At 55.0% G+C, this 23,353-nt stretch carries 18 protein-coding genes; 13 read left to right on the top strand and 5 right to left on the bottom strand.

Going from position 1 to position 23,353, the window contains the following annotated elements; all coding sequences use genetic code 11:
* Positions 1 to 40: 40 nt before the first annotated feature.
* The 8 genes from QOX26_RS06510 (at position 41) to QOX26_RS06475 (ending at position 6,031) form a co-directional block, all read left to right on the top strand.
* Positions 41 to 199, top strand: a complete 159-nt coding sequence (locus tag QOX26_RS06510) for a hypothetical protein (protein WP_283674161.1) — start codon at positions 41 to 43, stop codon at positions 197 to 199.
* 300 nt (positions 200 to 499) lie between these two features.
* Positions 500 to 1,879 carry an electron transport complex subunit RsxC gene (gene rsxC, locus QOX26_RS06505; protein ID WP_283674160.1) on the top strand — a complete coding sequence of 460 codons (1,380 nt, stop codon included), beginning with the start codon at positions 500 to 502 and terminating at the stop codon, positions 1,877 to 1,879.
* A gap of 15 nt (positions 1,880 to 1,894) precedes the next feature.
* A complete protein-coding gene (locus tag QOX26_RS06500; protein WP_283674159.1) occupies positions 1,895 to 2,884 on the top strand; it encodes an RnfABCDGE type electron transport complex subunit D in 990 nt (329 codons plus the stop codon).
* Between the two features lie 2 nt (positions 2,885 to 2,886).
* A complete protein-coding gene (locus tag QOX26_RS06495) occupies positions 2,887 to 3,468 on the top strand; it encodes an RnfABCDGE type electron transport complex subunit G (protein WP_283674158.1) in 582 nt (193 codons plus the stop codon).
* A 15-nt stretch (positions 3,469 to 3,483) separates the two neighbouring features.
* Positions 3,484 to 4,098: an electron transport complex subunit RsxE gene (gene rsxE / locus QOX26_RS06490; RefSeq protein WP_283674157.1), complete on the top strand. Its 615-nt coding sequence runs from the start codon at positions 3,484 to 3,486 to the stop codon at positions 4,096 to 4,098.
* Positions 4,099 to 4,713, top strand: a complete 615-nt coding sequence (gene rsxA / locus QOX26_RS06485; RefSeq protein ID WP_283674156.1) for an electron transport complex subunit RsxA — start codon at positions 4,099 to 4,101, stop codon at positions 4,711 to 4,713.
* Positions 4,714 to 4,733: 20 nt separating this feature from the next.
* Positions 4,734 to 5,624, top strand: coding sequence for an RnfABCDGE type electron transport complex subunit B (locus QOX26_RS06480; protein ID WP_283674155.1), 891 nt, complete (start codon positions 4,734 to 4,736; stop codon positions 5,622 to 5,624).
* Positions 5,624 to 6,031, top strand: coding sequence for a Mini-ribonuclease 3 (locus QOX26_RS06475; protein WP_283674154.1), 408 nt, complete (start codon positions 5,624 to 5,626; stop codon positions 6,029 to 6,031). The genes QOX26_RS06480 and QOX26_RS06475 overlap by 1 nt, the downstream gene beginning before the upstream one ends.
* Before the next feature lie 33 nt (positions 6,032 to 6,064).
* On the opposite strand, the gene epsC is transcribed toward QOX26_RS06475, so the two are convergent.
* Positions 6,065 to 6,730 (bottom strand): serine O-acetyltransferase EpsC, encoded by a 666-nt coding sequence (gene epsC, locus QOX26_RS06470; RefSeq protein WP_283674327.1) that lies wholly within the window; start codon positions 6,728 to 6,730, stop codon positions 6,065 to 6,067.
* 145 nt (positions 6,731 to 6,875) lie between these two features.
* On the opposite strand from epsC, the gene QOX26_RS06465 reads away from it, so the two are divergent.
* Together QOX26_RS06465 and QOX26_RS06460 are read left to right on the top strand one after the other, a co-directional pair.
* Complete coding sequence (locus QOX26_RS06465) at positions 6,876 to 8,078, top strand: nucleotide sugar dehydrogenase (protein WP_283674153.1); 1,203 nt, start codon at positions 6,876 to 6,878, stop codon at positions 8,076 to 8,078.
* Positions 8,079 to 8,212: 134 nt separating this feature from the next.
* A complete protein-coding gene (locus tag QOX26_RS06460) occupies positions 8,213 to 9,457 on the top strand; it encodes a peptidylprolyl isomerase (protein WP_283674152.1) in 1,245 nt (414 codons plus the stop codon).
* Between the two features lie 83 nt (positions 9,458 to 9,540).
* Here QOX26_RS06460 and QOX26_RS06455 read toward each other — a convergent pair whose 3' ends face one another.
* From QOX26_RS06455 to QOX26_RS06445, 3 genes are read right to left on the bottom strand one after another with little or no spacing between them, the layout of a single operon-like run.
* The gene (locus QOX26_RS06455; RefSeq protein ID WP_283674151.1) at positions 9,541 to 10,092 is read right to left on the bottom strand and encodes a peptidoglycan-binding domain-containing protein; all 552 of its coding nucleotides are present in this window, start codon (positions 10,090 to 10,092) and stop codon (positions 9,541 to 9,543) included.
* Complete coding sequence (locus QOX26_RS06450) at positions 10,092 to 11,513, bottom strand: peptidoglycan-binding protein (RefSeq protein WP_283674150.1); 1,422 nt, start codon at positions 11,511 to 11,513, stop codon at positions 10,092 to 10,094. Before QOX26_RS06450 ends, QOX26_RS06455 begins: the two co-directional genes overlap by 1 nt.
* A gap of 5 nt (positions 11,514 to 11,518) precedes the next feature.
* Entirely contained in the window at positions 11,519 to 11,923 is a 405-nt protein-coding gene (locus tag QOX26_RS06445) for a hypothetical protein (RefSeq protein WP_283674149.1), read from the bottom strand.
* An 82-nt stretch (positions 11,924 to 12,005) separates the two neighbouring features.
* Here QOX26_RS06445 and QOX26_RS06440 point away from each other — a divergent pair, with 82 nt between their 5' ends.
* Positions 12,006 to 12,461, top strand: a complete 456-nt coding sequence (locus QOX26_RS06440; RefSeq protein ID WP_283674148.1) for a heme-degrading domain-containing protein — start codon at positions 12,006 to 12,008, stop codon at positions 12,459 to 12,461.
* Positions 12,462 to 12,502: 41 nt separating this feature from the next.
* Here the strand turns inward: QOX26_RS06440 and QOX26_RS06435 are convergent, their stop codons facing one another.
* Positions 12,503 to 13,003, bottom strand: coding sequence for an asparagine synthase C-terminal domain-containing protein (locus QOX26_RS06435; protein ID WP_283674147.1), 501 nt, complete (start codon positions 13,001 to 13,003; stop codon positions 12,503 to 12,505).
* 257 nt (positions 13,004 to 13,260) lie between these two features.
* Here QOX26_RS06435 and QOX26_RS06430 point away from each other — a divergent pair, with 257 nt between their 5' ends.
* Both QOX26_RS06430 and QOX26_RS06425 read left to right on the top strand, forming a co-directional pair.
* Positions 13,261 to 13,890 carry a hypothetical protein gene (locus QOX26_RS06430; RefSeq protein WP_283674146.1) on the top strand — a complete coding sequence of 210 codons (630 nt, stop codon included), beginning with the start codon at positions 13,261 to 13,263 and terminating at the stop codon, positions 13,888 to 13,890.
* An 87-nt stretch (positions 13,891 to 13,977) separates the two neighbouring features.
* Positions 13,978 to 23,241, top strand: coding sequence for an S-layer homology domain-containing protein (locus QOX26_RS06425; protein ID WP_283674145.1), 9,264 nt, complete (start codon positions 13,978 to 13,980; stop codon positions 23,239 to 23,241).
* The last annotated feature ends 112 nt before the right edge of the window (positions 23,242 to 23,353 follow it).

Here is a 23,353-nt window from a genome sequence, read left to right as displayed (position 1 = left end):
TATCGCGGCACACTAATGGCGAAAGGAGCGTGTTTAAGCGATGGAGCATCCCAAGAAATTCCCGAGATATGACGATGTTCGGCATATCGACTCAAACGCAATCACGCCGCCGCCCGATCTGCCGCAAAACGGTGCGCCGCGCGTTGACCCTGCCGCAACCGCTTATACCGAAATGTATTGTAAAGGCGCAATCGAATGAAAAAACGGGGCACTGCCGTATGAAACGGCAGCGCCCCGTTTTTGTTTGCTATTAATAGGTATCGCCCGCAATGATTCACAGTCTGTTCATATAGGAATAGACAAAGTGACCAACTTTTGCCCAACTCATACGAAATATTTTTAATTTATGGTGAACTTTTTTGCATTTCACCCTTGCGCCCATGGGTGTAAAAACAGTATAATCTACTATGTGAGGTTGCGCGAAGGCTCAACCTGTATTTTTCCGTGATAAGATGGAGCCTCGGCTCTTCTTGTGCAAAAAACTAGAGAGGTGAAAAACATGGTGTATTCGTTCCGTGGCGGCATTCACCCCGGTCCGCACAGCGATCCGGGTTACAAGGCCGCGACAAACACCAAGCCGATCGAGAAGCTCGCTTTGCCCGAACAGGTAATCCTGCCCGTCTCGATGCATATCGGCGCCCCGGCGAAGCCGATCGTTCAGGTCGGTGACACCGTGGATCTGGGTCAGACGATCGCTGAGGCAGGCGGTTTCGTTTCCGCACCCATCCATGCAACCGTGTCCGGTAAGGTCACGGCGGTAGAACCCCGGCTGCATCCCAATGGCAGCAAGGTGCTGTCCATCGTCATTGAGAATGACGGTGAGGATCGCCTGCACGAATCCGTGCATCCCTATGACTTTGCGGCAATGACCAACGAGGAGCGCATCGAGACGATTCGCTCGGCCGGCATCGTCGGCCACGGCGGCGCAACGTTCCCGACCCACGTCAAGATTCAGTCGGGTATCGGCAAGTGCGACACGGTCATCATCAACGCGGCTGAGTGCGAGCCGTACATAACCAGCGACCACCGTCTGCTGCTTGAGCGGCCGGAGGAGGTCATCGGTGGCCTGAAGATGCTCGCCGACATCATGGGCGTGCCGAACGCCATCATCGCCATTGAGGAGAACAAGGCCGATACCTTCCCCGGCATCGAAAAGCTGATCGCGGACGATCCGCGCCTGAAGCTGTATCCCCTCAAGTGCAAGTACCCGCAGGGCGCGGAGAAGCAGCTCATCAACGCCTGCACCGGCCGCGAGGTTCCCTCGGGCAAGCTGCCAGCTGACGCAGGCTGCGCCGTGTTCAACGTAGACACCGCGGGCGCGGTTTACCGCCGCTTTACAACCGGCATGCCGGTTATCCGCCGTATCGTCACCGTTTCCGGCTCGGCGATCGCGGAACCCAAGAACCTCGAGGTGCGTATCGGTACGCAGGTCGAAAAGATGATCGACGCGTGCGGCGGCTTCAAGGAAGCGCCCAACAAGCTGCTTATGGGCGGCCCGATGATGGGTGTGGCGCAGTTCTCGCTCGAAATCCCGATTTTCAAGGGCACCAACGCGTTCCTCGCCTTTTGCGGCGATGAGGATAAGCGTGAGGCCAATCCCCAGTGCATCCGCTGCGGCAAGTGCATCAACGCCTGCCCGATGCACCTGCTTCCGATTTACATGAACGTCCACGGCAAGAACGACAACCTTGATGAGGCGGTCGAATGCGGCATGCTCGACTGCATCGAGTGCGGCTCGTGCTCCTATGTGTGCCCGGCCCGTATCCAGCTCGTGCAGCAGTTCCGCCTGTCCAAGGGCAAGATCATGGCTGCCCGTCAGGCTGCCAAGGCAAAGGCGGAAGCCGAAGCCAAGGCCAAGGCCGAAGCCGAGAACAAGTAAGGAGGAGAAAACGAAATGTACGATCTGAGTAAAGTCGTCGTATCCTCCTCGCCCCATATCAAGGCGGAGGACGACACCCGTTCCCTCATGCTCGACGTGCTGATTGCGCTGATTCCCGCGCTCGCCGTCGCAGTATTCACCTTTGGCCCCCGCGCGCTTGTGCTGACCGTCATCTCGATGATTGCCTGCGGCGTGTTTGAGGCACTGTACTGCAAGATTACCAAGCAGCCTGTCACGGTCGGCGACCTTTCTGCCATGGTGACCGGTGCGCTGATTGCCTTCAACATCCCCGTTTCGGCGCCGTGGTGGCTGCCGGTTCTCGGCGCGATGTTCGCAATTATCATCGTTAAGATGCTGTTTGGCGGTCTGGGCCGTAACTTTATGAACCCCGCGCTCGGTGCGCGTGCGTTCCTGCTGGCCTCCTGGCCGGCACTGATGACCACATGGACCGACCCGCACACGGCACTGCCGCTGTTCGGCAAGGTGGACGTGGTTTCGACCGCAACCCCGCTGGTTGCGCTGAAGAACGGCACCCTGCCGGACGCTTCCGCGCTTGATCTGCTGCTCGGCCAGACCGGCGGCGTAATCGGCGAGACCTCGGCACTGGCTCTGCTGGTTGGCGGTATCTACCTGCTGTACCGCAAGGTCATCACCATCAACATCCCCGCGGCTTACATCCTGACCGTTGCCGTGATTACCTTCCTGTTCCCGATGGGCGGCGTTGCTCGTCTGGACTGGATGCTGTCCCAGGTGCTTTCGGGCGGCCTGATGCTCGGCGCGATCTTCATGGCGACCGATTATGTCACCAGCCCGGTTACCCCCAAGGGTCAGATTATCTTCGGCGTGGGCTGCGGTCTGCTGACCGTATTTATCCGCTACTTCGGCGGCCTGCCGGAGGGCGTATCCTACTCGATTCTGATTATGAACACGCTGGTTTGGGCAATCGACAAGGCGACCCATCCCCGCAAGTTCGGCTACGCGCTTGACAAGAAGGAGGCGAAGTAATCATGAAAAGCAGCAAAAAGGGCGGCGGCATCGTTATGCTGGTCGTTGTGCTCGGCCTGATCACCTTCGTCTGTGCGCTTCTGCTGGGCGTTGTAAACCAGATTACCGCACCGCTGATTGAGCAGAACGATGCAAATACCCGCAACATGGCAATGAGCGAAATCATCGCTGACGCAGAGTTTACCGAAGTGGAAGTTCCGGAGGAAGTCAGCAAGCCGACGGATAAGAACGCTACCGCCATCACCGGCGTATATAAGGCCACCAAGGACGGCGCTGACGCAGGCTACTGCGTGCAGGTCAACCCCAAGGGCTTTGGCGGCGCACTGACCATGATTGTCGGCATCAATGCGGACGGCACGGTTGCAGGCGCAAAGGTCACGGCGCATGCGGAAACCCCGGGTCTTGGCGCGAAGAGCCAGGACGCAGAGTGGATTGCACAGTACGCCGGCCAGCCGGCTGACGGCTCGCTCGCCGTTACCAAGGACGGCGGCACCATTAACGCCATCACCGGTGCGACCATCACCTCGCGTGCGGTTACGACCGGCGTGAACGCTGCGGCAGAATATGTCGCGGCACTCGGTTAAGGAGGAGGGTTCGATATGAAATTTTTTGATAGCCTGAAATCGGGCGTTCTTCTTGACAACCCGGTTTTCATGCAGATGATCGGCCTCTGCCCCGCACTGGCAACGACCACCTCGCTGTCCAATGCAATCGGTATGGGTCTGGCGGCAACCGTCGTTCTGATCTGCTCCAACGTCGTTATTTCGGCGCTGCGCAAGTTTATTCCGGATAAGGTTCGTATCGCGGCGTTCATTTCGATCATTGCGACCTTTGTAACCTTGATTCAGATGCTGCTCAAGGCATATGTTCCCGATCTGGCGGCTTCTCTCGGCCTGTTCCTGCCGCTGATCGTTGTTAACTGCATCATCCTCGGCCGTGCTGAGGCGTATGCTTCCAAAAACAAGGTGCTGCCCTCGGCCGTCGACGGTGTCGTCATGGGTCTTGGCTTTACCTTCGCGCTGGTCCTGATGGGCTTCGTGCGTGAGCTGCTGGGCGCGGGCACCATCCTCGCCGGCTATGTCAACGGCGGTAAGGGTATCCAGCTGATTTCTGATCCGGCTGTTATGATGATTCTGCCTGCCGGCGGCTTCCTCGCCATGGGCTTCATTCTGGCCGCGATTCAGAAGATCATGTCCGGAAAGGAGGGCAAGTAAATGTCTATTGCATTGCCTGCTTCTATGGGTCTGACCGAGATCCTGTCCCTCGCCATTGCGGCGATTTTGGTGAACAACTACATTCTTGTCCAGTTCCTCGGCTGCTGCTCGTTCTTCGGTGTTTCCAAGAAGACCGACACGGCTGTCGGCATGGGCATGGCGGTTATCTTCGTTATGGCACTGGCGTCCGCGGTATCGTGGGCGGTTCAGTACTTTATCCTGGAGCCGCTGAACCTCGGCTACATGCAGACCATCGCGTTCATTCTTGTTATCGCGACGCTCGTGCAGTTTGTCGAAATGTTCATGAAGAAGTCGATGCCCTCGCTGTATTCGGCGCTCGGCATCTTCCTGCCCCTGATCACCACCAACTGCGCCGTGCTCGGCGCCGCCATCACCAATATCGATAACGGCAACTCCTTTATCGGTTCGGTGGTTTACGGCGTGGCCGCCGGTATCGGCTACACCCTCGCGATCGTGCTGTTCGCGTCCATCCGTGAGCGCCTCGACGCGACGAACAAGTGCCCCAAGTGCTTCGAGGGCTTTCCAATCGCCCTGATTTCCGCGGCCCTGCTCGCAATGTCCTTCATGGGCTTCTCCGGTCTGAAAATCTGGTAACCAAGGAGGAACGATAAGAAATGGATATTCAAAACATTATCTCTGCGGTTGCGGTGCTGTTTGTCATGGGCGTCGTGTTCGCAATTCTGCTCGGCGTCGCGGCCAAGGTGTTCGCGGTCGAGGTTGACGAGCGCGTGCCGCTCGTGCGCGAGTGCCTGCCCGGTGCAAACTGCGGCGGCTGCGGCTTCCCCGGCTGTGACGGTCTGGCTGCCGCAATCGTAGAGGGCAACGCGCCGGTTAACGGCTGCCCGGTCGGCGGTGCGGCTTGTGCCGCGAAGGTCGCCGAGGTCATGGGCGTAGAGGCCGTGACGGGCGAGCGCAATGTTGCGCACGTGCACTGCAACGGCGGCTGCAACGCCGTAGACAAAACCAAGTACGAAGGTCTGGAAGACTGCACTGCCGCCATGCGCGTCGCGAACGGCCCCAAGGCCTGCTCGTTCGGCTGCATGGGTCTAGGCTCGTGCGTCAAGGCCTGCGCGTTTGACGCGCTGCACATCATTGACGGCGTTGCCAAGGTTGACACCGACAAGTGTGTTGCCTGCGGCAAGTGTGTTGATGCCTGCCCGAAGAAGCTGATCGATCTGCTGCCGGAGTCCAAGAAGGTTCACGTGAACTGCGTCAACCGCGACAAGGGCTCGGAAGTAATGAAGGTCTGCTCTGTCGGCTGCATCGGCTGCAAGATGTGCGAAAAAACCTGTAAGTTTGACGCAATTCATGTCGAGGGCGGCGTTGCCAAGATCGACTATGACAAGTGCAAGAACTGCAAGATGTGCGCAAAGGTCTGCCCGAAGAACTGCATTGAGCCTATCCCGACCGAAGAGGAAAAGGCTAAGTTCAAGGAAATGCAGGCAAAGCAGGCGGCTGCCGCTAAGGAAAAGGCAGCGGCTGCGCAGGCCGAAGCGGCGAAGTAATGGATCATCTGCATCCGCAGCTTGACGACGCGGCGATCAAACAGATGTCAAGCCTTGCGCTGGCGCATGTGGGCGACGCCGTGTATGAGATGCTCGTACGATCCTATCTGGCGTGCGGTGGACTGCAAACGGCTAAAAACCTGCACAGCCGCACGATTCAGTTGGTTCGTGCGGGCGCGCAGGCCAAGGCGGCCGAGCATATTCTGCCCCTCCTCTCCGAGGAGGAGCAGACCGCCTTCCGCCACGGCCGCAACGCAAAGCCGAAATCCGTGCCCAAGTCGGCCTCGGTAGCCGAGTATGCTTATGCAACCGCCTTGGAGGCGCTGTTCGGCTGGCTCTATCTCAAGCAGCGGTATGACCGCATCAACGAGCTGTTCGCGGAGATTATTCCAACATTCGGCTCATAAAAAAAGGACGCCTTCGGGCGTCCTTTTTTTTGATTATTCGTCGGATTCTAGTATCTTGTCGGCCTCTTGCTTGAGGCGCTGCTCGTTGACATACACACGGTGCTGCAGTCTGCACAGCTCCTGTGCGAGCGGATCGGGAAGGTTGATTTGGTCGAGGTCGTAGGAGGGCGTGCTGACACGCTGGCCGTCAATCTTGACCACGCGCGCCTTGACACCGACGACCGTCGAATTAGCCGGCACCTCCTGCAGTACAACGGCGTTGGCGCCGATGCGGCTGTTGTCGCCCACCTTGAACGGGCCGAGCACCTTGGCGCCCGTTGAAATCAGCACGTTGTCACCGATGGTCGGGTGACGCTTGCCGGTGTCGTGACCGGTACCGCCCAGGGTCACGCCGTGGTAAATCGTGCAGTTGTCGCCAATTTCGGCTGTTTCGCCGATGACGATGCCCATGCCGTGGTCGATGAACAGTCCGCGGCCGATCTTCGCGCCCGGATGAATCTCGATACCGGTCATATGGCGGGCAAACTGTGAAAGTGCGCGGGCCAGGAAAAACCGTTTGTGTCGGTAGAGCCAGTGCGCCTGCCTGTGGTAGAACAGCGCGTGAAAGCCCTGATAAAGCAAAATGACCTCGAGCGTCGTGCGCGCGGCCGGATCTCGGTCGCGGATGAGACGCGCGTCGGAAAGCAGTCCCTTAAAAATCATGAAAAGCATCCTATCTGATTGATCTGAAATCGGGTTTATTATCATTATAGACGAATCTCTGTAAAAATTCAAACCCTTCATTGAATTCCCGATAAAAAGTGGTATAATGATAGAAGATTTTGTTGAACGAGGTACAAAAATTATGAAAATTACTGTCATGGGACTGGGATATATCGGCCTGCCCACCGCGATTACCCTCGCCGAAGCGGGCTTTGAGGTGTGCGGCTTCGACGTCAACGAAAAAACGATCGAAACGCTCAAGGGTGGCCATATCCATATCGTGGAGCCGGGTCTGCAGGAGGCGTTTGAAACGGCTGTTGCGCATGGACACCTGCATTTCTCGGCCGAGCTTTCAAAGTCTGATGTGTTTTATATCGCCGTGCCCACGCCCTTCTATCAGGACGAGAGCGGTACGCACAAGGCGGATTTGCGCTTCGTCGAATCGGCCGGCCGTATGGCGGGCAAGGTGCTTGAACCGAAAAATCTGGTCATTCTGGAGTCCACGGTGCCGCCGCGCACGACCGAGATGCTTGCTCGCGTGCTGTCCGAGGAATCGGGCATTGCGATGGATGAGCTGCACGTGGCACACTGCCCCGAGCGCGTTATTCCGGGCAACATGATGTTTGAACTAAAAAACAACGACCGCATCGTTGGTGCGCGCACCCCGGAGGCGGCCGAAATGGCAGCAGCCATCTATGAAAAGGTGTTGGAAAAGGGCATCGTACACAAGACCGACGACCTGACCGCCGAAATGTGCAAGCTGACCGAAAACACCTTCCGCGACGTAAATATCGCGTATGCAAACGAGCTTTCGGTCATCTGCGACAAGATGGGCATCGACGTGTTTGAGCTGATTCGGCTGGCCAACTGCCACCCGCGTGTTAATATCCTCACGCCGGGCGTGGGCGTGGGCGGCCACTGCATCGCGGTCGATCCGTGGTTCATCTACGAGCAGTTCCCGGAGGAGGCCAAGGTCATCCATGCATCCCGCGTGCGCAATGAGAACAAGCCTCGCTTCGTTGCGGACAAGGTCGTGTCCTCACTCGCAAAGGTGACCGATACGGTCGGTGTGCTGGGTCTGTCCTACAAGCCGGACGTGGACGATCTGCGTGAATCTCCCTCGATTGAGCTGTGCCATATCCTGCAGGAGAAGGGCGTCCGTGTGGTCGCCTGCGAGCCGTTTGCAGAGGCAAGCGAAGTGCAGGGCATTCCGAACGTGTCCTTTGAGCAGGTTATGCGCGAGGCGGATTACTTGGTGATTACTCTCGGTCATTCTATCTTCAAAAATAACAAAGAGTTGATTTCTGAAAAGTCGTATTACGACTGTGTCGGCATGATGGAGTAAAAAATGCAGGCCCTCCTGTTCGGAGGGCCTTGTTTTGTGATTATTCTGTGTCTTCGCTTGTGTTTTGCGGCACAGGGTGCTATAATCAAAAAAGTCTGTGGTTTGATACCAACAATAAAGGAGATTTAAGTGCAATGAAAATGGGCAAACGCATTGTGGCGACCGCGCTTATGCTGGCCGTGGTCCTCGGCACGACGATCGGCGTTACCTCTGCCACCAACATCACATACAAGGAACTCAAGAGCGACGCGCCTGTCGTTATGACCGTCAACGGCAGTGAGGTGCGCGCGGATGAGTTCGCGACCTACATGCTTTATAACATGAAGTATTACGAAAACATGTATGCACAGTACGGCATGACCGACCTGTGGGGCGATGAGAGCATGTCCGCGATGATGGGCCCTGAAATGTCCAACGCGGCCAAGGAGCAGGCCACCTACATGCGTGTCATGATTGGCAAGTTCAACGAAGCGGGTCTTAAGCTGACCAGCGCGCAGCAGCAGCAGCTCAAGCAGGTGCGCACCAGCTTGATGGAGCAGGCCGCACAGCAGCAGGCGATGCTGACCGGTGTGGATGTCAGCACGATTAACGCCAAGCAGGCTTATAAGGATATGATTGCCGGCTTTGGTTTTACCGAGCAGGCGTATAACAACTTCATGTATGCCAGCATGTGCTACGATGCGCTGAACGAGCATTACTTCGGCGAAAACGGCACGATGGGTGCAACCGACGAGGAAAAGCTGGCGTATCTGAATGAAAACTATATCAGCGCCAAGCACATTCTGATTTCGACCATTGACCCGGCGACGGGTGAAGCGAAGCGCACCGATGAAGAAGCCAAGGCGGAGGCACAGAAGGCGCTTGACCGTCTCAAGGCAGGCGAAGACTTCGACACCGTTATGCAGGAAGTCAGCGAGGATACCGGTCTGAGCACCTATCCGGACGGCTATATCTTCACCGAGGGTCAGATGGTTACCCCGTTCTACGAAGGCGCGAAGGCGCTGAAGGAGGGCGAGATTTCCGGTCTGGTCAAGTCGGATTACGGCTACCATATTATCATGCGCATGCCGATTGATTTTTCCACCAAGCTGGATGAGGTTTCGTCCGACGGCGCGACCACCTACGGCGAGTTGGCCAACGCAGGTCTGGAAAAGACCATGGATGCGATGCTGACCGAGTGGATGGACACGGCTGACGTGCAGACCACCGATGCCTTCAATGAAATCACCTACCAGAATGTGTACGATTATGCACTGGTCGATAAGCCGACCTATGCGGAAGACGCACTCGCCGCTGCCGGCAATGATGCCGTGACCGACGAGAACGCTGCAACCGGTGACAATGCTGCGGCTGACGCACAGGCACAGCCTGCGCAGTAAAACCATAAAGAAAAGAGACGTGCCTTAAGGCACGTCTTTTTTTTCGTTCGCACATACCCGTCCTTGTCGGACGGGCATGCGGTTTAGTCTTGCTCGGCGATGATCCATGAGAGCGGCGGACGCTCGTAATAGGCATTGTGCAGCTGGGTCAGCAGATCCCAGGTTGTGCGGTCGGTCAAGCCGGTCGGCGCAATACGGAATTTGTTTTGCAGGTCTACGATGGCCATGGAGGTTTCTTCATCATAGAGACCGGTGACCGGCACCTGCGGCATGTTGGCAAAGTGCGTTGCAACGGTATTGAGCATCATCTGCAATACGGCGACAGAGTTTCCCTTTGCGCCGGGGGACAGCACAGTGCCCTTGGCTGGCGGAAAGAACAGTGCCGCCTGCGGCAGGGTATCGCTGGTGGAGAGGGGCACAAAATGCTCGTAAATCAGCGTCCAGGTGTGATAGTCGGCCGTGCCGCGCGGCGGCAGGCCATGCTGAAGCTGAAACTCTCGCACTGCCTGCTCGGTTTCCGGACCGTAAATGCCGTCCGGCGCAAGCGGATTGGGATGGTTCTCTTCGCGCTGAATGCGCCGCAGAAAACGTTGTAAATCATACACGTGGTCGCGCTTTTGCTGCTCTGAATACATCAGGCATTGTCCTCCTCTCCAACGGGATATCCGGGGTGCTGTCCCTCGGCGGTCACGCTGCCGCCGAGTATACTTTCAGCAAGATCATTCATCCCTTCCCATGTCAATGGGCCTATTGCGCCGGTTTCGGGCAGCCCAAGCTGCTTTTGAATCGCAATAACAGAAGCGCGGGTTGCGGGCCCAAAAGCACCATCAACTGTTACGGTGCCAACTGCCGGATACCCGCGCGCAATTATGTTAATTAGTTCCTGCGCACGTCGCACCTCTTCGCCGCTCATGCCCTCGACCAGGAAAATATTGGGGAATCCAGCCGTGCCGGGCAGCCATTCTTCAATCGGGCGAACACGGACAACAGCCTGATATGTAGAAACCAGTGCATTCCAAGTTTCCTGATCAACAACACCGGTTTGTGGGAGACCCATCATCTTTTGATAAGCAATTACTGCGTTACGTGTCTGTGGGCCAAATATCCCATCAATGTCAGGGAGTCGTGGCAGCTCGTCATAGTACGCGCCAACGATAGACAGAAAATACTGAAGTAGCTGGATATAGACGCCTTGCATCCCTTCGCTGAGTTCTTCGGGATACTGGCGCGATACATCGGACAGCAAAAGGCCTTCGCTGTTGAGCTCGCTCAGCCGTTTAACGTTATTGTAGATAAAGGCGATGCGATACCAGGTTGCCTTGCCGACAATGCCGTCTGGCGTCAGGTTAAACTGCTGCTGGAATGCACGCACAGCACGTTCGGTGCCCGCGTCATAAATCGCGTTGACCGGTGAAATTTTCGGGATGTTTGGATAATTGGTGGAAATACGGTTGAGCCGGTTTTGGATAGTACGCACTTCTTCACCGGTATCCCCTAATCGGTAGGTGACGCCCGGCCACGACCCGCCAAGATTGGGGGAAACCGGCGCATTTTTGATGAAATTAATGTCGTTTCCATAAAAGCTGCGCACGATTTCCTCAGCCGTCATGCCCTGCTCGGCAAGCGGGACAGTGCCCCATTGGGACAGCCCGCCCGGACAGGTGACGGTCGTGCCGTTGCAGTATTGGGCGAACAACGGCTCAATCGCATCGCCGCGAGTCAGGTAGTTGTTGAACAAATCGTCTACAATGGTAGATATATTTTCAAAGATATCGCGGTTTTGCACGAAGGACTGGTCGTATCGGGTTGAATTGGTGATGTCAAAATCATATCCCTGCGAGCGGTACCATTCGGTGAACACACGGTTGAGCGCGTAGGATACCTGCGCATAAACGTTGGCGCGGATGGCTTCCTCGGGCCAAGTGGGATAGATTTCGCTCGATGCGACGTTTTTGATGTACTCATCAAAGGGCACAGTGATATTCGGTGCGTTTGATGAGGGTGTGCCAAGGTGGACGGTGATGGTTTCGGGAATCGTTACAGGGGTTGTCGCCAATGGCCTCACTCCTCTGACAATACTTGTGGATCAACGGTTACATTTAGCTGCGGTGGCGCAACTGTCTCATTTTCGGGCAGCGGCGTCAGCTGCACCGGCAGCACGGCGGAGACACCCGAAAAAGCGGCGACATTGAGCGCCGCCTGCGGGACAAAGTTGGGATGGACGACCTCTACGGTATAGAGTGCATAGGGCTGAACCGCCCCGGGGGTGAGTGATTCGCTGCGCGGTGGGGCTTCGAGCTCCATGGGTGGCGTCATGCCGCCTTTGTCGGTCACCTCGGTATAGAGCAGAGTCGGCCCGTTGGGATCGGCGGCGGTGGTCGATACCGTGACGACTGCGCCTTCGACGGGATATGCGCCGAGCGCGGTGGAAACCTGCACGCGCAGAATGCCAGTACCGTCTTTCAATCAAAAACCTCCTTGTAAAGTATGGCCCACTGTTTTATAATGGTAACAACACAGGAAAGGGACGGGTTGCATAATGAATGATATGAGAACATTGCTGGAAATGTGCACAGAGCAGGAGAAAAAATTCCAGTTCGACCATTTCACGCGCGAGGATGCGCTGAATTTCGGCCTCAAGCTGCTTGAAAATGCGAAGGCTTACCCCGCACCGGTCGCGGTTGAGATCGCGATAAACGGGTTGGTCGTGTTCCGCTTTTTCCCTGAAGGCACGATTGCGGACAACGAGCTGTGGCTCCGCCGCAAGCGCAATTCGGTCGAATTGATGAGCATGTCGTCGCTGCATTTTCTCGCATGGCTCGAGACCGGCGGCGAAACGCTGGAAAGCCGCAAGCTGAACGCAGACGATTACGCGGCAGGCGGCGGCGGTTTTCCGATTCTCCTGCGCGGTACGGGGATGATTGGTTCGATTTGCGTATCCGGTCTGCCTGACCATCTGGACGATCATCAGTTAATCATTAATACGCTTGCAGACTGGAAGTAACTTCCGCTCAAGACGGTGCGAAAGCGCCGTCTTTTGTTGTATTAGGCCAAACGAACCTTATATTGCTTGAACCAGCGGTCCATTTGAATGATGTAAGCGAATATCTGCGGTGTGCGCATCAGCTGTCCGTACCACGGCTCTGCCAGACTTTCCGGCTCCTGCATGAGTGCGCCGACCGCGTCGTGGTTAAACAGCGTTGCGGCAATTGAGCGATCGTCGGCAAAAATCTGCCGTACATAGGAAGCACACAGTTCGGTGTACTCAGGATGGAAGGTCTTCGGATAGGGACTCTTCTTGCGGTAAACAATTTCCTCGGGCAGTTCGCGTTCAAACGCGCGGCGGACGATGCCTTTTTCGCGTCCCTGCAGTGCCTTCATGTCCCAAGGCATGTTGTAGGCGTATTCGACGATGCGGTGGTCGCAGAAGGGCACACGTACCTCGAGTCCGGAGTACATGCTCATGCGGTCCTTGCGGTCGCGCAGGGTTGCAAAAGAATACTTCGCAGGACGGGCGATTGACAGCAGCCTGACGGGACAAAACACGCGAATAAAAAATTTTCATTTGAAATAAAATGGATATTGGTGCATTACGGCCTTTCATCCCCGAAGAAAGTATACTAAACAAGGGAAACCTGAATTGGATTTATATGAAGAAACGTAAATTTCCATAATTCCCTGATATGTGACCAAGATGTAACCGTACTCCTGTATACTCAAATCATCGATAAGAGAGAATTTAACCGCAGCGGCAATCGCCGGTGCGATCCATTTACAGATGATTTGCAAAGGAGAAGGTTCTTATGAAAAAGGCTGTTATCATTTTGGCGACTGCAATGATGTGCACCATGACAACCACGGCATTTGCGGCAAATACAGCCGCGCAAGAGGGACTTCTGCCTATCACACCCACAATTATCGCACAGGAAGATGCTTTGCTGGATGAGATGTTGGTGGACGAAAACGGAGTCATTGTTCCCGAAGAGGAGATTCCTGCGGTTGAGGCTCCTGTAGAAGAGCTTCCTGAGGTGGAGGCTCCGGTTGTGGAAGCCCCGGTAGAGACGCCTGACGAGGATGCTCCGGTGGTTGATACCCCGGTAGCCGAGCCTCCGGCAGTCGAAGCTCCTGAGGAAGAGCTGCCGGCAGAAGAGGCACCGGTTGTTGAAATCATTGATGAGCAGATTCCGCTCGCTCCCGTAGCGCAGACCATTACAATCCGCGGCGTGGTATACAACACGGCCGGCGAGATGGCTTACGAGGAAACGCAGGAGGTTGAGTTGAACGTAGGGGATACGCTTGACCTGAGCAAGTATGTCTGGACGGACATCGGCGGCATCACGTTTACCGGTGATGCAACTGCGGTTACCGTTGCGGAAGGCATGAACGAGATTGTGCTGAATTATGAGCTGGCGGACGGCTGGGTTATCGTTTGAGATAGAAATAAACAGTAATATATTCGCTAGAACCGGGCAGCTTTAGGACTGCTCGGTTCTAGCACCATTCAAAGGAGGGTAAAAAATATGAAACTGAAACGGTTTCTGGCACTCGTGCTGACGATTATTATGACCGCAAGCATGATGCCGATGGAGGCGCTTGCGGCGCCTAGCACGGAGAAAGTGGTATCCATTCAGTGTATGTATGGAAACACAGTGATTCCTGGCTCATCCACTAGCACTAGTATTAAAAATAGGAAGCAGGCGGCATCGAATTACGCACCAAAGATCGATGGATATGCCTATTCTTATGCAAGCGTAGGCGATACACAAATCGATGAGTTAGGTGTTAGCTCGGAGGATGTTGTGTATTATACGTATGACGATGATGATGAAGGGGAGTGGTTAGGGGACAACCAAGTAACCTACCACTACACGGCAGCCTCTCGTGACCTGTCGGTCAGTCATGAGGCTGGCGATGGCACGGTGTTGCTGGCGGCGGCGAACACATCTATCCCGACTGACGGCACACTACTTAACGGCTTAAAGGGCAGATTCACCACAGCGAATAAGATGCCCTATACGTTGTCCAAAATTGTGCTTACGGGTGGTGGTTCGTCAGTAGAAATCACAGGCGATGCAGTTACAACCGCCAAGGTAAAGTCGGTTGGGACAGCCATCCAGTATTCCCTCAACGGTACAAGCGGTTGGATCGGCACAGTAACCGCGGCCAAGTTCGTCTACACTGCGACGGAGTACAACGCCCCAACTGCAACCAAGAGTGCAGACTGGAATAATAAGGAGGACGGTACAGCAACCATCACGTTCGATGTAACCGGCGGCACGAAGCTTGAGAAGGCCCCGGTTGATGTTGTTTTGGTGATGGACACGTCAGGTTCAATGGCGTGGAGCAGGGCATATCCATACTATGGCTATGGTCCGTGCACCAATCCTGCGCACTGGGATGAGGGCCATTTTTATGAAAAAGATCACCACTTTGTAACGAGTAACGGTGGTAAAACTTATACGAATAACGCGTCTGCGAGCTATGGATGCACCAATCGCATGGATAGCGCGAAAGCCGCGGCGGCAACGCTGCTTGTTACGCTGGATGATGCGGATAACAATATTGCGGCTGTTGATTTTGCCGGCAGCGCAACATCCTATGGCTGGTATTCCGGCAACCAATACACGACGCTAGTTAATACAATTAACAGCAATTTTACTGCTGGTGGTGGTACGGATTATAGTGAAGGACTGACAAACGCAAAGAGTTTATTAGAGACTTCTTCAATTAAGAATAATGGTCATGACAAATATGTTGTGTTCTTAACCGACGGTGAGCCGAACTACGATAACTATGATACAGTAGCTGCCTCGGTGAAGGGACTTGCTACTGTTTATGCAATTGGACTTAGCATGTCGTCCGGTACAGATTATGTTAAGAAGGTTGCAACTGATGAGGCACATTTCCAGAATGTTAAACTGGCAAGTGACTTAAACAACATCTTTAACGCAATCGGCGGCCAGATTAGTGCCAACGTTTCCGTTTCTGACGTAATCAACACGGCAGATTGGGAACTGGTACTGGATAACGGTGAGGCGGCTTCCGGTACGACCTATGATGCAACTCAAGGTACGGTCACCGTTTCCGGCGGCAATATTGCGTGGGCAGTTGGGGAACTGGCGGAGGGCGCAACGGCTCAGCTGACAATCAATGTCAAGCTGAAGGCCGAGAAGATGCTCCAGTCCTACACCGGCAACACAAACACCTCTGCAAACCTTTCTTATAAGGATGCTTCCGGTGCGCCGCAAGAGACGACTCTTACTTGTGGCGATTTAACTCGTCCGGTAACACCCAAGCATACGCTGAACTATAACGCTAATGCCGGCGGTAAGACGGTCGCCGGTACGGTTCCGTCTTCGGTACAGGTTTCAGAGGGCGAAAGCCATACCTTGACAATGCCGAATCCGACACTGACCGTTCCGGAGGATTCTGCGTATCGCTATACTTTCCTTGGTTGGTCGGAAACGCAGACCACTTTCGGAGAGGGCACATCCGCTAACGTGACAGCATCCGTCACCATGGGTAACGTCGACAAGACGGTTTACGGCGTTTGGAGCAAAACTGCCAAGACCACCACGGTTACGGTAAATTATCTCAGCAATAAGGATAAGACGACGGTAATTCATGATGCGATTCAGGTGTCTGGCGTTACCATTGGCTCAAGCTTTGGTGTGAGCCAACTGAAAGATACAGAGAAGCTGACAACGATTGTTTACGGTGGCCGCGAATATCGCTACAACTCGGCATCAAAGGACATTACGGTTGCAGCTTCGGGCAACGAGATTACGCTGTACTACGATCCGGTTTATGCGGTTACCTTTAAGCCGGGCGAGGGCGTGATCGCGGGCGCGGATGCTGACGGCAATAAAACGTTCAATCAGGTCGACGGCAGTGCATTCCCGACTGCACCGACTGCAAGCAAAACCAGCACGGAAAATGGTGTGCGGTATGTGTTTGAAGGTTGGTACGACGGGCAGACCAAGGTCACGAGCTTCCCGGCCACCGTCACCGCGGATAAGACCTATACCGCACATTATACCAAGCAGTATCAGGTCACCGTTAACGTGACCGGCGGCACGGTAAACCAAAAGGCAACCGACTCTGCGTGGGTCAACGCCGGTGCGGACAGCAATGCGTTCACGCTTGCTGCGACCGCTCCGAACGTGCTCAAGAGTGCGATGCTGACCGGCAACGTCGACAAGAAGAATGACGTTGAGGATGGCAGCTTTACCTTTAATACTGTCACCGCACCGTTGGTGCTGACTGTGGTGTATGCGCCTAAGTATGCTGTCATCTATAACCTCGACGGAGGTTCCACCACAGGCGATACAACGCAGAAGTCTTATTTCGCAGGCGAAACGGTCACAGTTGTGACTCCCGACCCGAGCAAGGAAAACTACAATTTTGCGGGCTGGAAGGATCAGGACAACGCGGCTGTTTCCGCAACCTTCACTATGCCGGCAAAGAATGTTACCCTGACCGCACAGTGGACGCTGCAAAACCGCACCGTAACCTTCGATCCGAAGGACGGCACGATGACGGGCACGGCTGCTCCTGCCGAAGTCAGCGGAAAGATCTGGGTCTACACGCAGGCCTATGGCAGCAAGTTTGAACAGTCCCCCGTTGCTCAGCGAGATGGATATACATTCCTTGGTTGGAAGCTGCAGGGTTCAAACAATGCGCCGGCCAAGACCATCACAATTAATTCTCTGAAAACAAGCGTGACGTATGAAGCGGTTTATGCAGAGAACAAGACCATCACCGTCAACTACTATGAGCAGGGCACGGACGGTACGTATGCACTTCGCCAGAACGGCACGAGCACAATTGACAGCTATGTCGGCAAGGCGCTTACCATCGGCGCAGCCGGTGATGTCAAAACGGCAATCTCCGACGCAACTGTGCTGAACGCGGCTGAAGTTTATGCGGCAGCTGCTGCATCGACCACTAAGCCCACCACAGGTAAAATCGGTGAAGGCAGCTACACGGTTGGTACGGCTCCGATTACGACATCTGTGATCAACGTTTACTTCCCGCGCAAGCAGGCGAAGGTGACTATCATTGATGAGTACCGCAACAGCAACGGCGATAAGGTCGATGGCCTTGGCGGTCAGCGCGGAACGGCTGTCACCTATTACGTCGGTCAGCCAATCACCGAGATCGCAAAGCTTGCATCCATCGAAAGCGGCTATACGTTCAGCGGCGTAACTGCAAAACCGACCGGCTTTGCCATCAAGGACGATAAGGTAACTGGTACGATGGGTACGGCTGATGTGACTGTCACCTATGTATACACGCCTGATGGCGGACAGACCAAGTCCTACACCGTGAAATACTTCATCAACGGCACAGAGGATAAGGCGCTGGAGTATAAGTCTTCGGTTCAGCTGCTCGAAACCCTGTCCGCAACGGCTGTAACTGACAAGAAGCCGACCGTCGACAGCGCAGTTGAAACCGCTTGGGCGGTTGACAAGATTACCCGCGACACGGCAGGCAACAATTTGGTTTCCGGCGACTCGCACACCTTTACCACTGCGCAAACCAATCTTGCAGACGGTACGGTGTTCAATGTCTACTACGTTTCCAAGCACTCGGTTGCAGCATCTATTGCAGCACCGAATGCGTCGAACGGCACGGCGACTGTCGCGCAGAGCACCGTTAACCACAACGGCGCCACCACGGCGACCATCACCCCAAGCTATGGCTACAAGGTCAAGTCGTACACCGTGAACGGTGTGACAGGCAATGTGCAGCCCGGCACAGACGGCACGCTGACCGTTGAGCTGAAAAACATTACAACCAACACCGCAGTTATTGCGACGCTTGAAAAGAATGCGGATCACTGGTACAAGGTTGTTTACCACGCAAATGACAAGACCACCGGTGAACAGACTGCAGCCACGGTCGACATCCTTAAGACCAAAGCGCACACAGTCAATGACGGTATCGCATTCACTGCAGAAAACGGTTTTGCAGCAGATGTGACCTTCGCACAGTCCAACTACAGCTTTAACGGCTGGGCGCTTGACGCGGACGGCAAGATGCCTGCTCCTGCAACAGTGCAGCCGGATGCTGGTGCATCTGTGCTCAATCTCTACGCCAAGTGGACGGCAACCGTGAACTACACCGTGGAAGGCGGCACATTTGACGCAAACCAGACCGGTTACACCGCAACGGCAACCGGACTGAGCAAGATCTACACCAACCCGAAGACCGACGGCAGTGTTACCCTGCCGACCGGCAAGCCGGACAGCACCCACACCGGAGACGGCAAATGGGATAAGGATGCTGCCGCTGTCAAGAACGGCGACAGCTACAAGCTGACCTTCGCGGCGCGCCACACGCTGATTATCAAGGATCAGTACGGCGCCGAAACGGCAACCGAGCGCAGCAAGGATGAAAACGTTACTGCGGGCGCTCCGGTCACCGCAACTCCGCTGACCGAACTGCGCAAGGGCTATAAGTACGGCTCGGTTACCATCGAGCCTACAACCGGAACTGGCCTTGCGGATAACAACGGCACAGTTTCCGGCAACCTGCTGACAAACGCGACAATCACCTATCATTATGTTGCGGATGAAGCGCAGACGAAGTCCTACACCGTGCAGTATTATCTCAACGACAGCAAGCAGGAGACACTCGGTTATGAGTCGTCCAAGGTGCAGTGGCTGCAGCCGCTGACAGCAACCTCTGTCCTGGATAAGAAGAGTGGCTTGACCATGGCAGACAGCACCGGTTTTGCCTTTGACAAAATCATGCTGGGCGAGGACGAACTTACAGCAACTCTGAGCGACGGCAACTATACGTTTGCGGCGCAGACGCTGAACGATGGCGATGTCATTAAGGTTTACTACGTGTCTCAGCACAGCGTTACGGCATCCATCAAGGATAACGAGCAGAATAAGCTGGGTACGACCGCAGTTACTAACGCAACAGTGAACTACAATGGCTCGTCGAGCGTAACGGTGACCCCCGCACCGGGTTACAAGGTGACCGGTTACACCGTAAACGGCACACAGGGTACAGAGCAGCCTGCCGCAGACGGAAAGCTGACGGTATCGCTCTCTAATATCCAGAAAAACACCGCAGTCATTGCAACGGTGGTCAAGGATGATGCACAATGGTACAAGGTCGTTTATCACGCAAACGATGTTGCGACCGGCGAACAGACTGCAACCACGGTCGATATTTTGAAGACTGCGGCGCACACAGTCAATACCACTACCGCATTCCTCGCGGCAAACGGTTTTGCAGCCGACGTTACCTTTGCGCAGTCCAACTATAAGTTCAACGGTTGGGCGAGCGATGTAGAAGGCAAGAACACAGTTTCGGCGACAGTCAAGCCGACTGGCAATGAATCCGTGATTGACCTCTACGCTAAGTGGACAGCAACCGTCAACTACACCGTAGACGGCGGCACATTTGACGCAAATCAGGCCGGTTACACCGCAACGGAAACCGGACTGAGCAAGACCTACACCAACCCGAAGGCCGACGGCAACGTTACTTTGCCGACCGGCAAGCCGGACAGCACCCACACCGGAAACGGCACATGGGATAAGGCTGCTGCCGCTGTCAAGGACGGAGACAGCTACAAGCTGACCTTCGCGGCGCGTAATCCGGTTGCCGTAATCTTTGATGCGACTGCCAAGGGTACAATCACCGGCACGACCGGCACGACTGTTTCCTATGCCGGTTACGAAGGCTGGACAGTACAGCAGATTCTGGCCAATCATTCTGTCACCGCAGCACCGGGCGTTACCAATGTAGACGCAAACGCATGGTACTTCACCGGCGACTGGATGAACGGCACAACAGCATTCGCTATGGACACCGTTGTAAACAGCAGCATCACCTATGTTGCCCAATATGCACCGGTTGTGACGTTTGATCCGAACGGCGGCACTTCCGGCACGCACACAGCTCTGTGGCGTGAAAACACCGATAAGGGTGCGTTCAATCAGCCGGCTGCTCCGACCAAGGACGGATTTGCCTTCGCGGGCTGGTATGTGGTTGAAAACGGCTCGGTCGGCAACCAGTTCACCTTCACAGACGGCAAGGCGACCACCGACAAGCCGCTGACCCTCAAGGCACTGTACCATAAGATTACGGTTGAAAAATCGCTGACCAAGGTGCAGAACCTGACGGAAGGCAACTGGACCGATAAAACAGAGCTGAAGGCTTCGGCAGGCGATAAGCTTGTTTACACCATCAAGGTTACGAATGCCGGCGATTTGGCACTGACCGACCTCAAGCTGACCGATGCACTGACCACAGGCAGCACTGCGCTGACCGGCGTCACCGTTTATGATGGTGCGACGGCAGTCACAGACAGCACCCGGTTTGATCTGGCTGTTGCAGGTGAAAAGACCTTTACCGCTGAGTATGTTGTCAAGGCAACGGACGCAGGCAAGGCACTGGTCAACACTGCAACGGTTAGCGACGGTAAGATTGAGGGCAAGGACGAAACCGATCCCTTTACCCCGGATTACACCCCGAACTTTACGGTTGATAAGACTGCAACAATCGAACGCAGCGGCAGCCATACAACGCTCCGCGCGGGCGATACCGTGCACTACACGGTAACGGTCGTTAACACCGGCGACAAGGCACTGGATGGCTTTAAGCTGACCGATGCCATGGTAATCGGCGGTATCAACCACAATCTGAGCCAGATGAGCAATCTCAAGATTAAAATCGGCAATGCGGATGCGGCAGCAGCAACGGTAGGCGCAGATAATGCGTTGGTCTTTGACCTCCCTGTAGGAACGACGGCAATCGTGACCTATGACTACACAGTCGCTGTAGCAGATGCAGGCAAGAAGATTTCCAACACTGCCGTAGGTGTGGCCGAAGGCAAGGAGAAGCAGGACAACACGGAAACCGATGTGGTAGAAGCAAAGGTTCCGGTTCAGCTTTACTTCCAGACCGAGACTGTGAACGGTTCGGAAACTGCATATGAGGCTGACAATGGCGTGACCATCGTCGAAAAGTACGTTGGCGATACGCTGACCAAGGCGGAAATTGAAGGCTACATTGCAGCCAAGAAGCCCGCACTGGCCGCCGGCATCAACGAGTCCGGCAGCACCTTCCACCTGCCCAGTGCTGACAAGTGGGCGGATGCAACCGTAATTCCTGCCACCTATACCGTGCAGGCAAGCAACAACAAGATGCTCGTCCGCTACCCGCTCCACCGCTTCACTGTAACCTATAAGCCGGGCGACCATGGCACGCTCGATTTGGGCGAAGGCGCAAAGGGCACGAAGGAAAATGGCAGCATTGTATTCACCAATATTCCTTATGGCGCAAAGCTGAGCGAGTGGTTCGGCGAAACACTTAACGGCAAGCTGCTTGTGCAGAAGAATCCGAGCGAAGGCTATGTATTCAACGGCTTTGATAAGGAGCTTGCGGATACTGTCACGGCCAATCAGGAATTGACCGCGCAGTGGCGTTCCGACAAGTTCAAGTACAGCGTTGAAATCTACACGATGAACCAGAATGGCACCAATCAGAAGCTGGTAGATACTCGCAGCGATCTGTATCTCAAGGTCAATGAGACCGAGCCGCAGTTTACTGCAACGCTTCCGCTCGATGCAGCAGTTCTGCTGACAGAAGAGCAGACCGCCGGCAAGATTACGCAGGGTTACAAGTTCCTGCGTTATGTACAGGGCGAAGCGGTTGCTGACGAGCCGCAGGCCATGTCCGTGATAACGGATTCGAAGCACGACTTTACCCTAACCAAGGATAATGAAGTCATCCGTGTATACTACGTGCCCTTCGATCTTGCCGTATGGCATCAGCGCTCGGGCTATGACGCTCAGTTTGATGCAGCGCAGTCGATTGCAACGCTGACCGAGTCGGCGACGGCTTCGATGAACACCGGCTTCTTTGGCATTTCCCGCATTCGTTATTTGAGCACGGATGTATCCATGAATGGCGGCGAGAATGTGAACGGCCAGCAGCAGGTGGTAGAAGTGCCTGTCAATGAAGGTTCCTACAAGATTACCTTCAACTATAACAGACGCAGCTCCGGCGGCGGTGATCCCACTATTCCGGAAAATGAGATTCCTCTTGATCCGGGCCTGAACAAGGACGATCACTTCGCGTATGTCATCGGCTATCCGGATGGCAATGTCCGTCCGAATGCAAACATCGATCGTCAGGAAGTTGCAACCATCTTCTTCCGTCTGCTGACCGATGAGTCCCGCATCAAGGCATGGAGCTCTGTTAACACCTTTAAGGATGTTACCTCTGCACTGTGGTCGAACAATGCAGTTTCGACCATGTCCAGCGCAGGTATTCTCAACGGCTACAAGGATGGCACGTTCCGTCCCAATGCGCCGATTACCCGCGCGGAGTTTGCAGCTATCGCAGCACGCTTTGACTCTTCGCTGTATGTTGGCGACAATATGTTCAGCGACATTTCCGGCCACTGGGCGGCAGATTATATCAACCGCGCAGCGCAGAAGGGTTGGATTTCGGGCTACCCCGACGGCACGTTCCGTCCGGATGCATACATCACCCGCGCCGAAGCGATGACGCTCGTTAACAACGTGCTTGATCGCCGCGTGAAGGCAGAGGGTATGCTGAAGGATATGACGGTTTGGCCGGATAACCCGACTACTGCATGGCACTATGCAGCAGTGCAGGAAGCGACGAACTCGCATGACTATGATCGCGCAACCCCGACTGAGTACGAAAAGTGGACCGAAATTACGCCCGCGCGTGATTGGAGTCAGCTTGAGACCCAGTGGGCAACCGCGGCAGCAGCGTACGACGCATAAGACACTGCAAAACGCATAAACTAAAAGAGCCCGCGTTCCGAAAAAGGGGACGCGGGTTCTTTGTTAATTTTAAAAAGCAGTTGTAAAATCAGGTGAAAAGTGGTAAGTTAAA

Source organism: Butyricicoccus sp. Marseille-Q5471, from assembly GCF_951230135.1.
GTDB lineage: Bacteria > Bacillota > Clostridia > Oscillospirales > Butyricicoccaceae > Agathobaculum.
The sequence above is the reverse complement of the archived record's forward strand: the minus strand, read 5'-3'. Positions and strand labels throughout refer to the sequence as shown.

What these genes read in the sequence shown, in the direction of transcription:
- QOX26_RS06510 (WP_283674161.1), top strand. Translation starts at nt 41, where the DNA reads ATGGAGCATCCCAAGAAATTCCCGAGATATGACGATGTTCGGCATATC.
- rsxC (WP_283674160.1), top strand. Translation starts at nt 500, where the DNA reads ATGGTGTATTCGTTCCGTGGCGGCATTCACCCCGGTCCGCACAGCGAT.
- QOX26_RS06500 (WP_283674159.1), top strand. Translation starts at nt 1,895, where the DNA reads ATGTACGATCTGAGTAAAGTCGTCGTATCCTCCTCGCCCCATATCAAG.
- QOX26_RS06495 (WP_283674158.1), top strand. Translation starts at nt 2,887, where the DNA reads ATGAAAAGCAGCAAAAAGGGCGGCGGCATCGTTATGCTGGTCGTTGTG.
- rsxE (WP_283674157.1), top strand. Translation starts at nt 3,484, where the DNA reads ATGAAATTTTTTGATAGCCTGAAATCGGGCGTTCTTCTTGACAACCCG.
- rsxA (WP_283674156.1), top strand. Translation starts at nt 4,099, where the DNA reads ATGTCTATTGCATTGCCTGCTTCTATGGGTCTGACCGAGATCCTGTCC.
- QOX26_RS06480 (WP_283674155.1), top strand. Translation starts at nt 4,734, where the DNA reads ATGGATATTCAAAACATTATCTCTGCGGTTGCGGTGCTGTTTGTCATG.
- QOX26_RS06475 (WP_283674154.1), top strand. Translation starts at nt 5,624, where the DNA reads ATGGATCATCTGCATCCGCAGCTTGACGACGCGGCGATCAAACAGATG.
- QOX26_RS06465 (WP_283674153.1), top strand. Translation starts at nt 6,876, where the DNA reads ATGAAAATTACTGTCATGGGACTGGGATATATCGGCCTGCCCACCGCG.
- QOX26_RS06460 (WP_283674152.1), top strand. Translation starts at nt 8,213, where the DNA reads ATGAAAATGGGCAAACGCATTGTGGCGACCGCGCTTATGCTGGCCGTG.
- QOX26_RS06455 (WP_283674151.1), bottom strand. Translation starts at nt 10,092, where the DNA reads ATGTATTCAGAGCAGCAAAAGCGCGACCACGTGTATGATTTACAACGT.
- QOX26_RS06440 (WP_283674148.1), top strand. Translation starts at nt 12,006, where the DNA reads ATGAGAACATTGCTGGAAATGTGCACAGAGCAGGAGAAAAAATTCCAG.
- QOX26_RS06430 (WP_283674146.1), top strand. Translation starts at nt 13,261, where the DNA reads ATGAAAAAGGCTGTTATCATTTTGGCGACTGCAATGATGTGCACCATG.
- QOX26_RS06425 (WP_283674145.1), top strand. Translation starts at nt 13,978, where the DNA reads ATGAAACTGAAACGGTTTCTGGCACTCGTGCTGACGATTATTATGACC.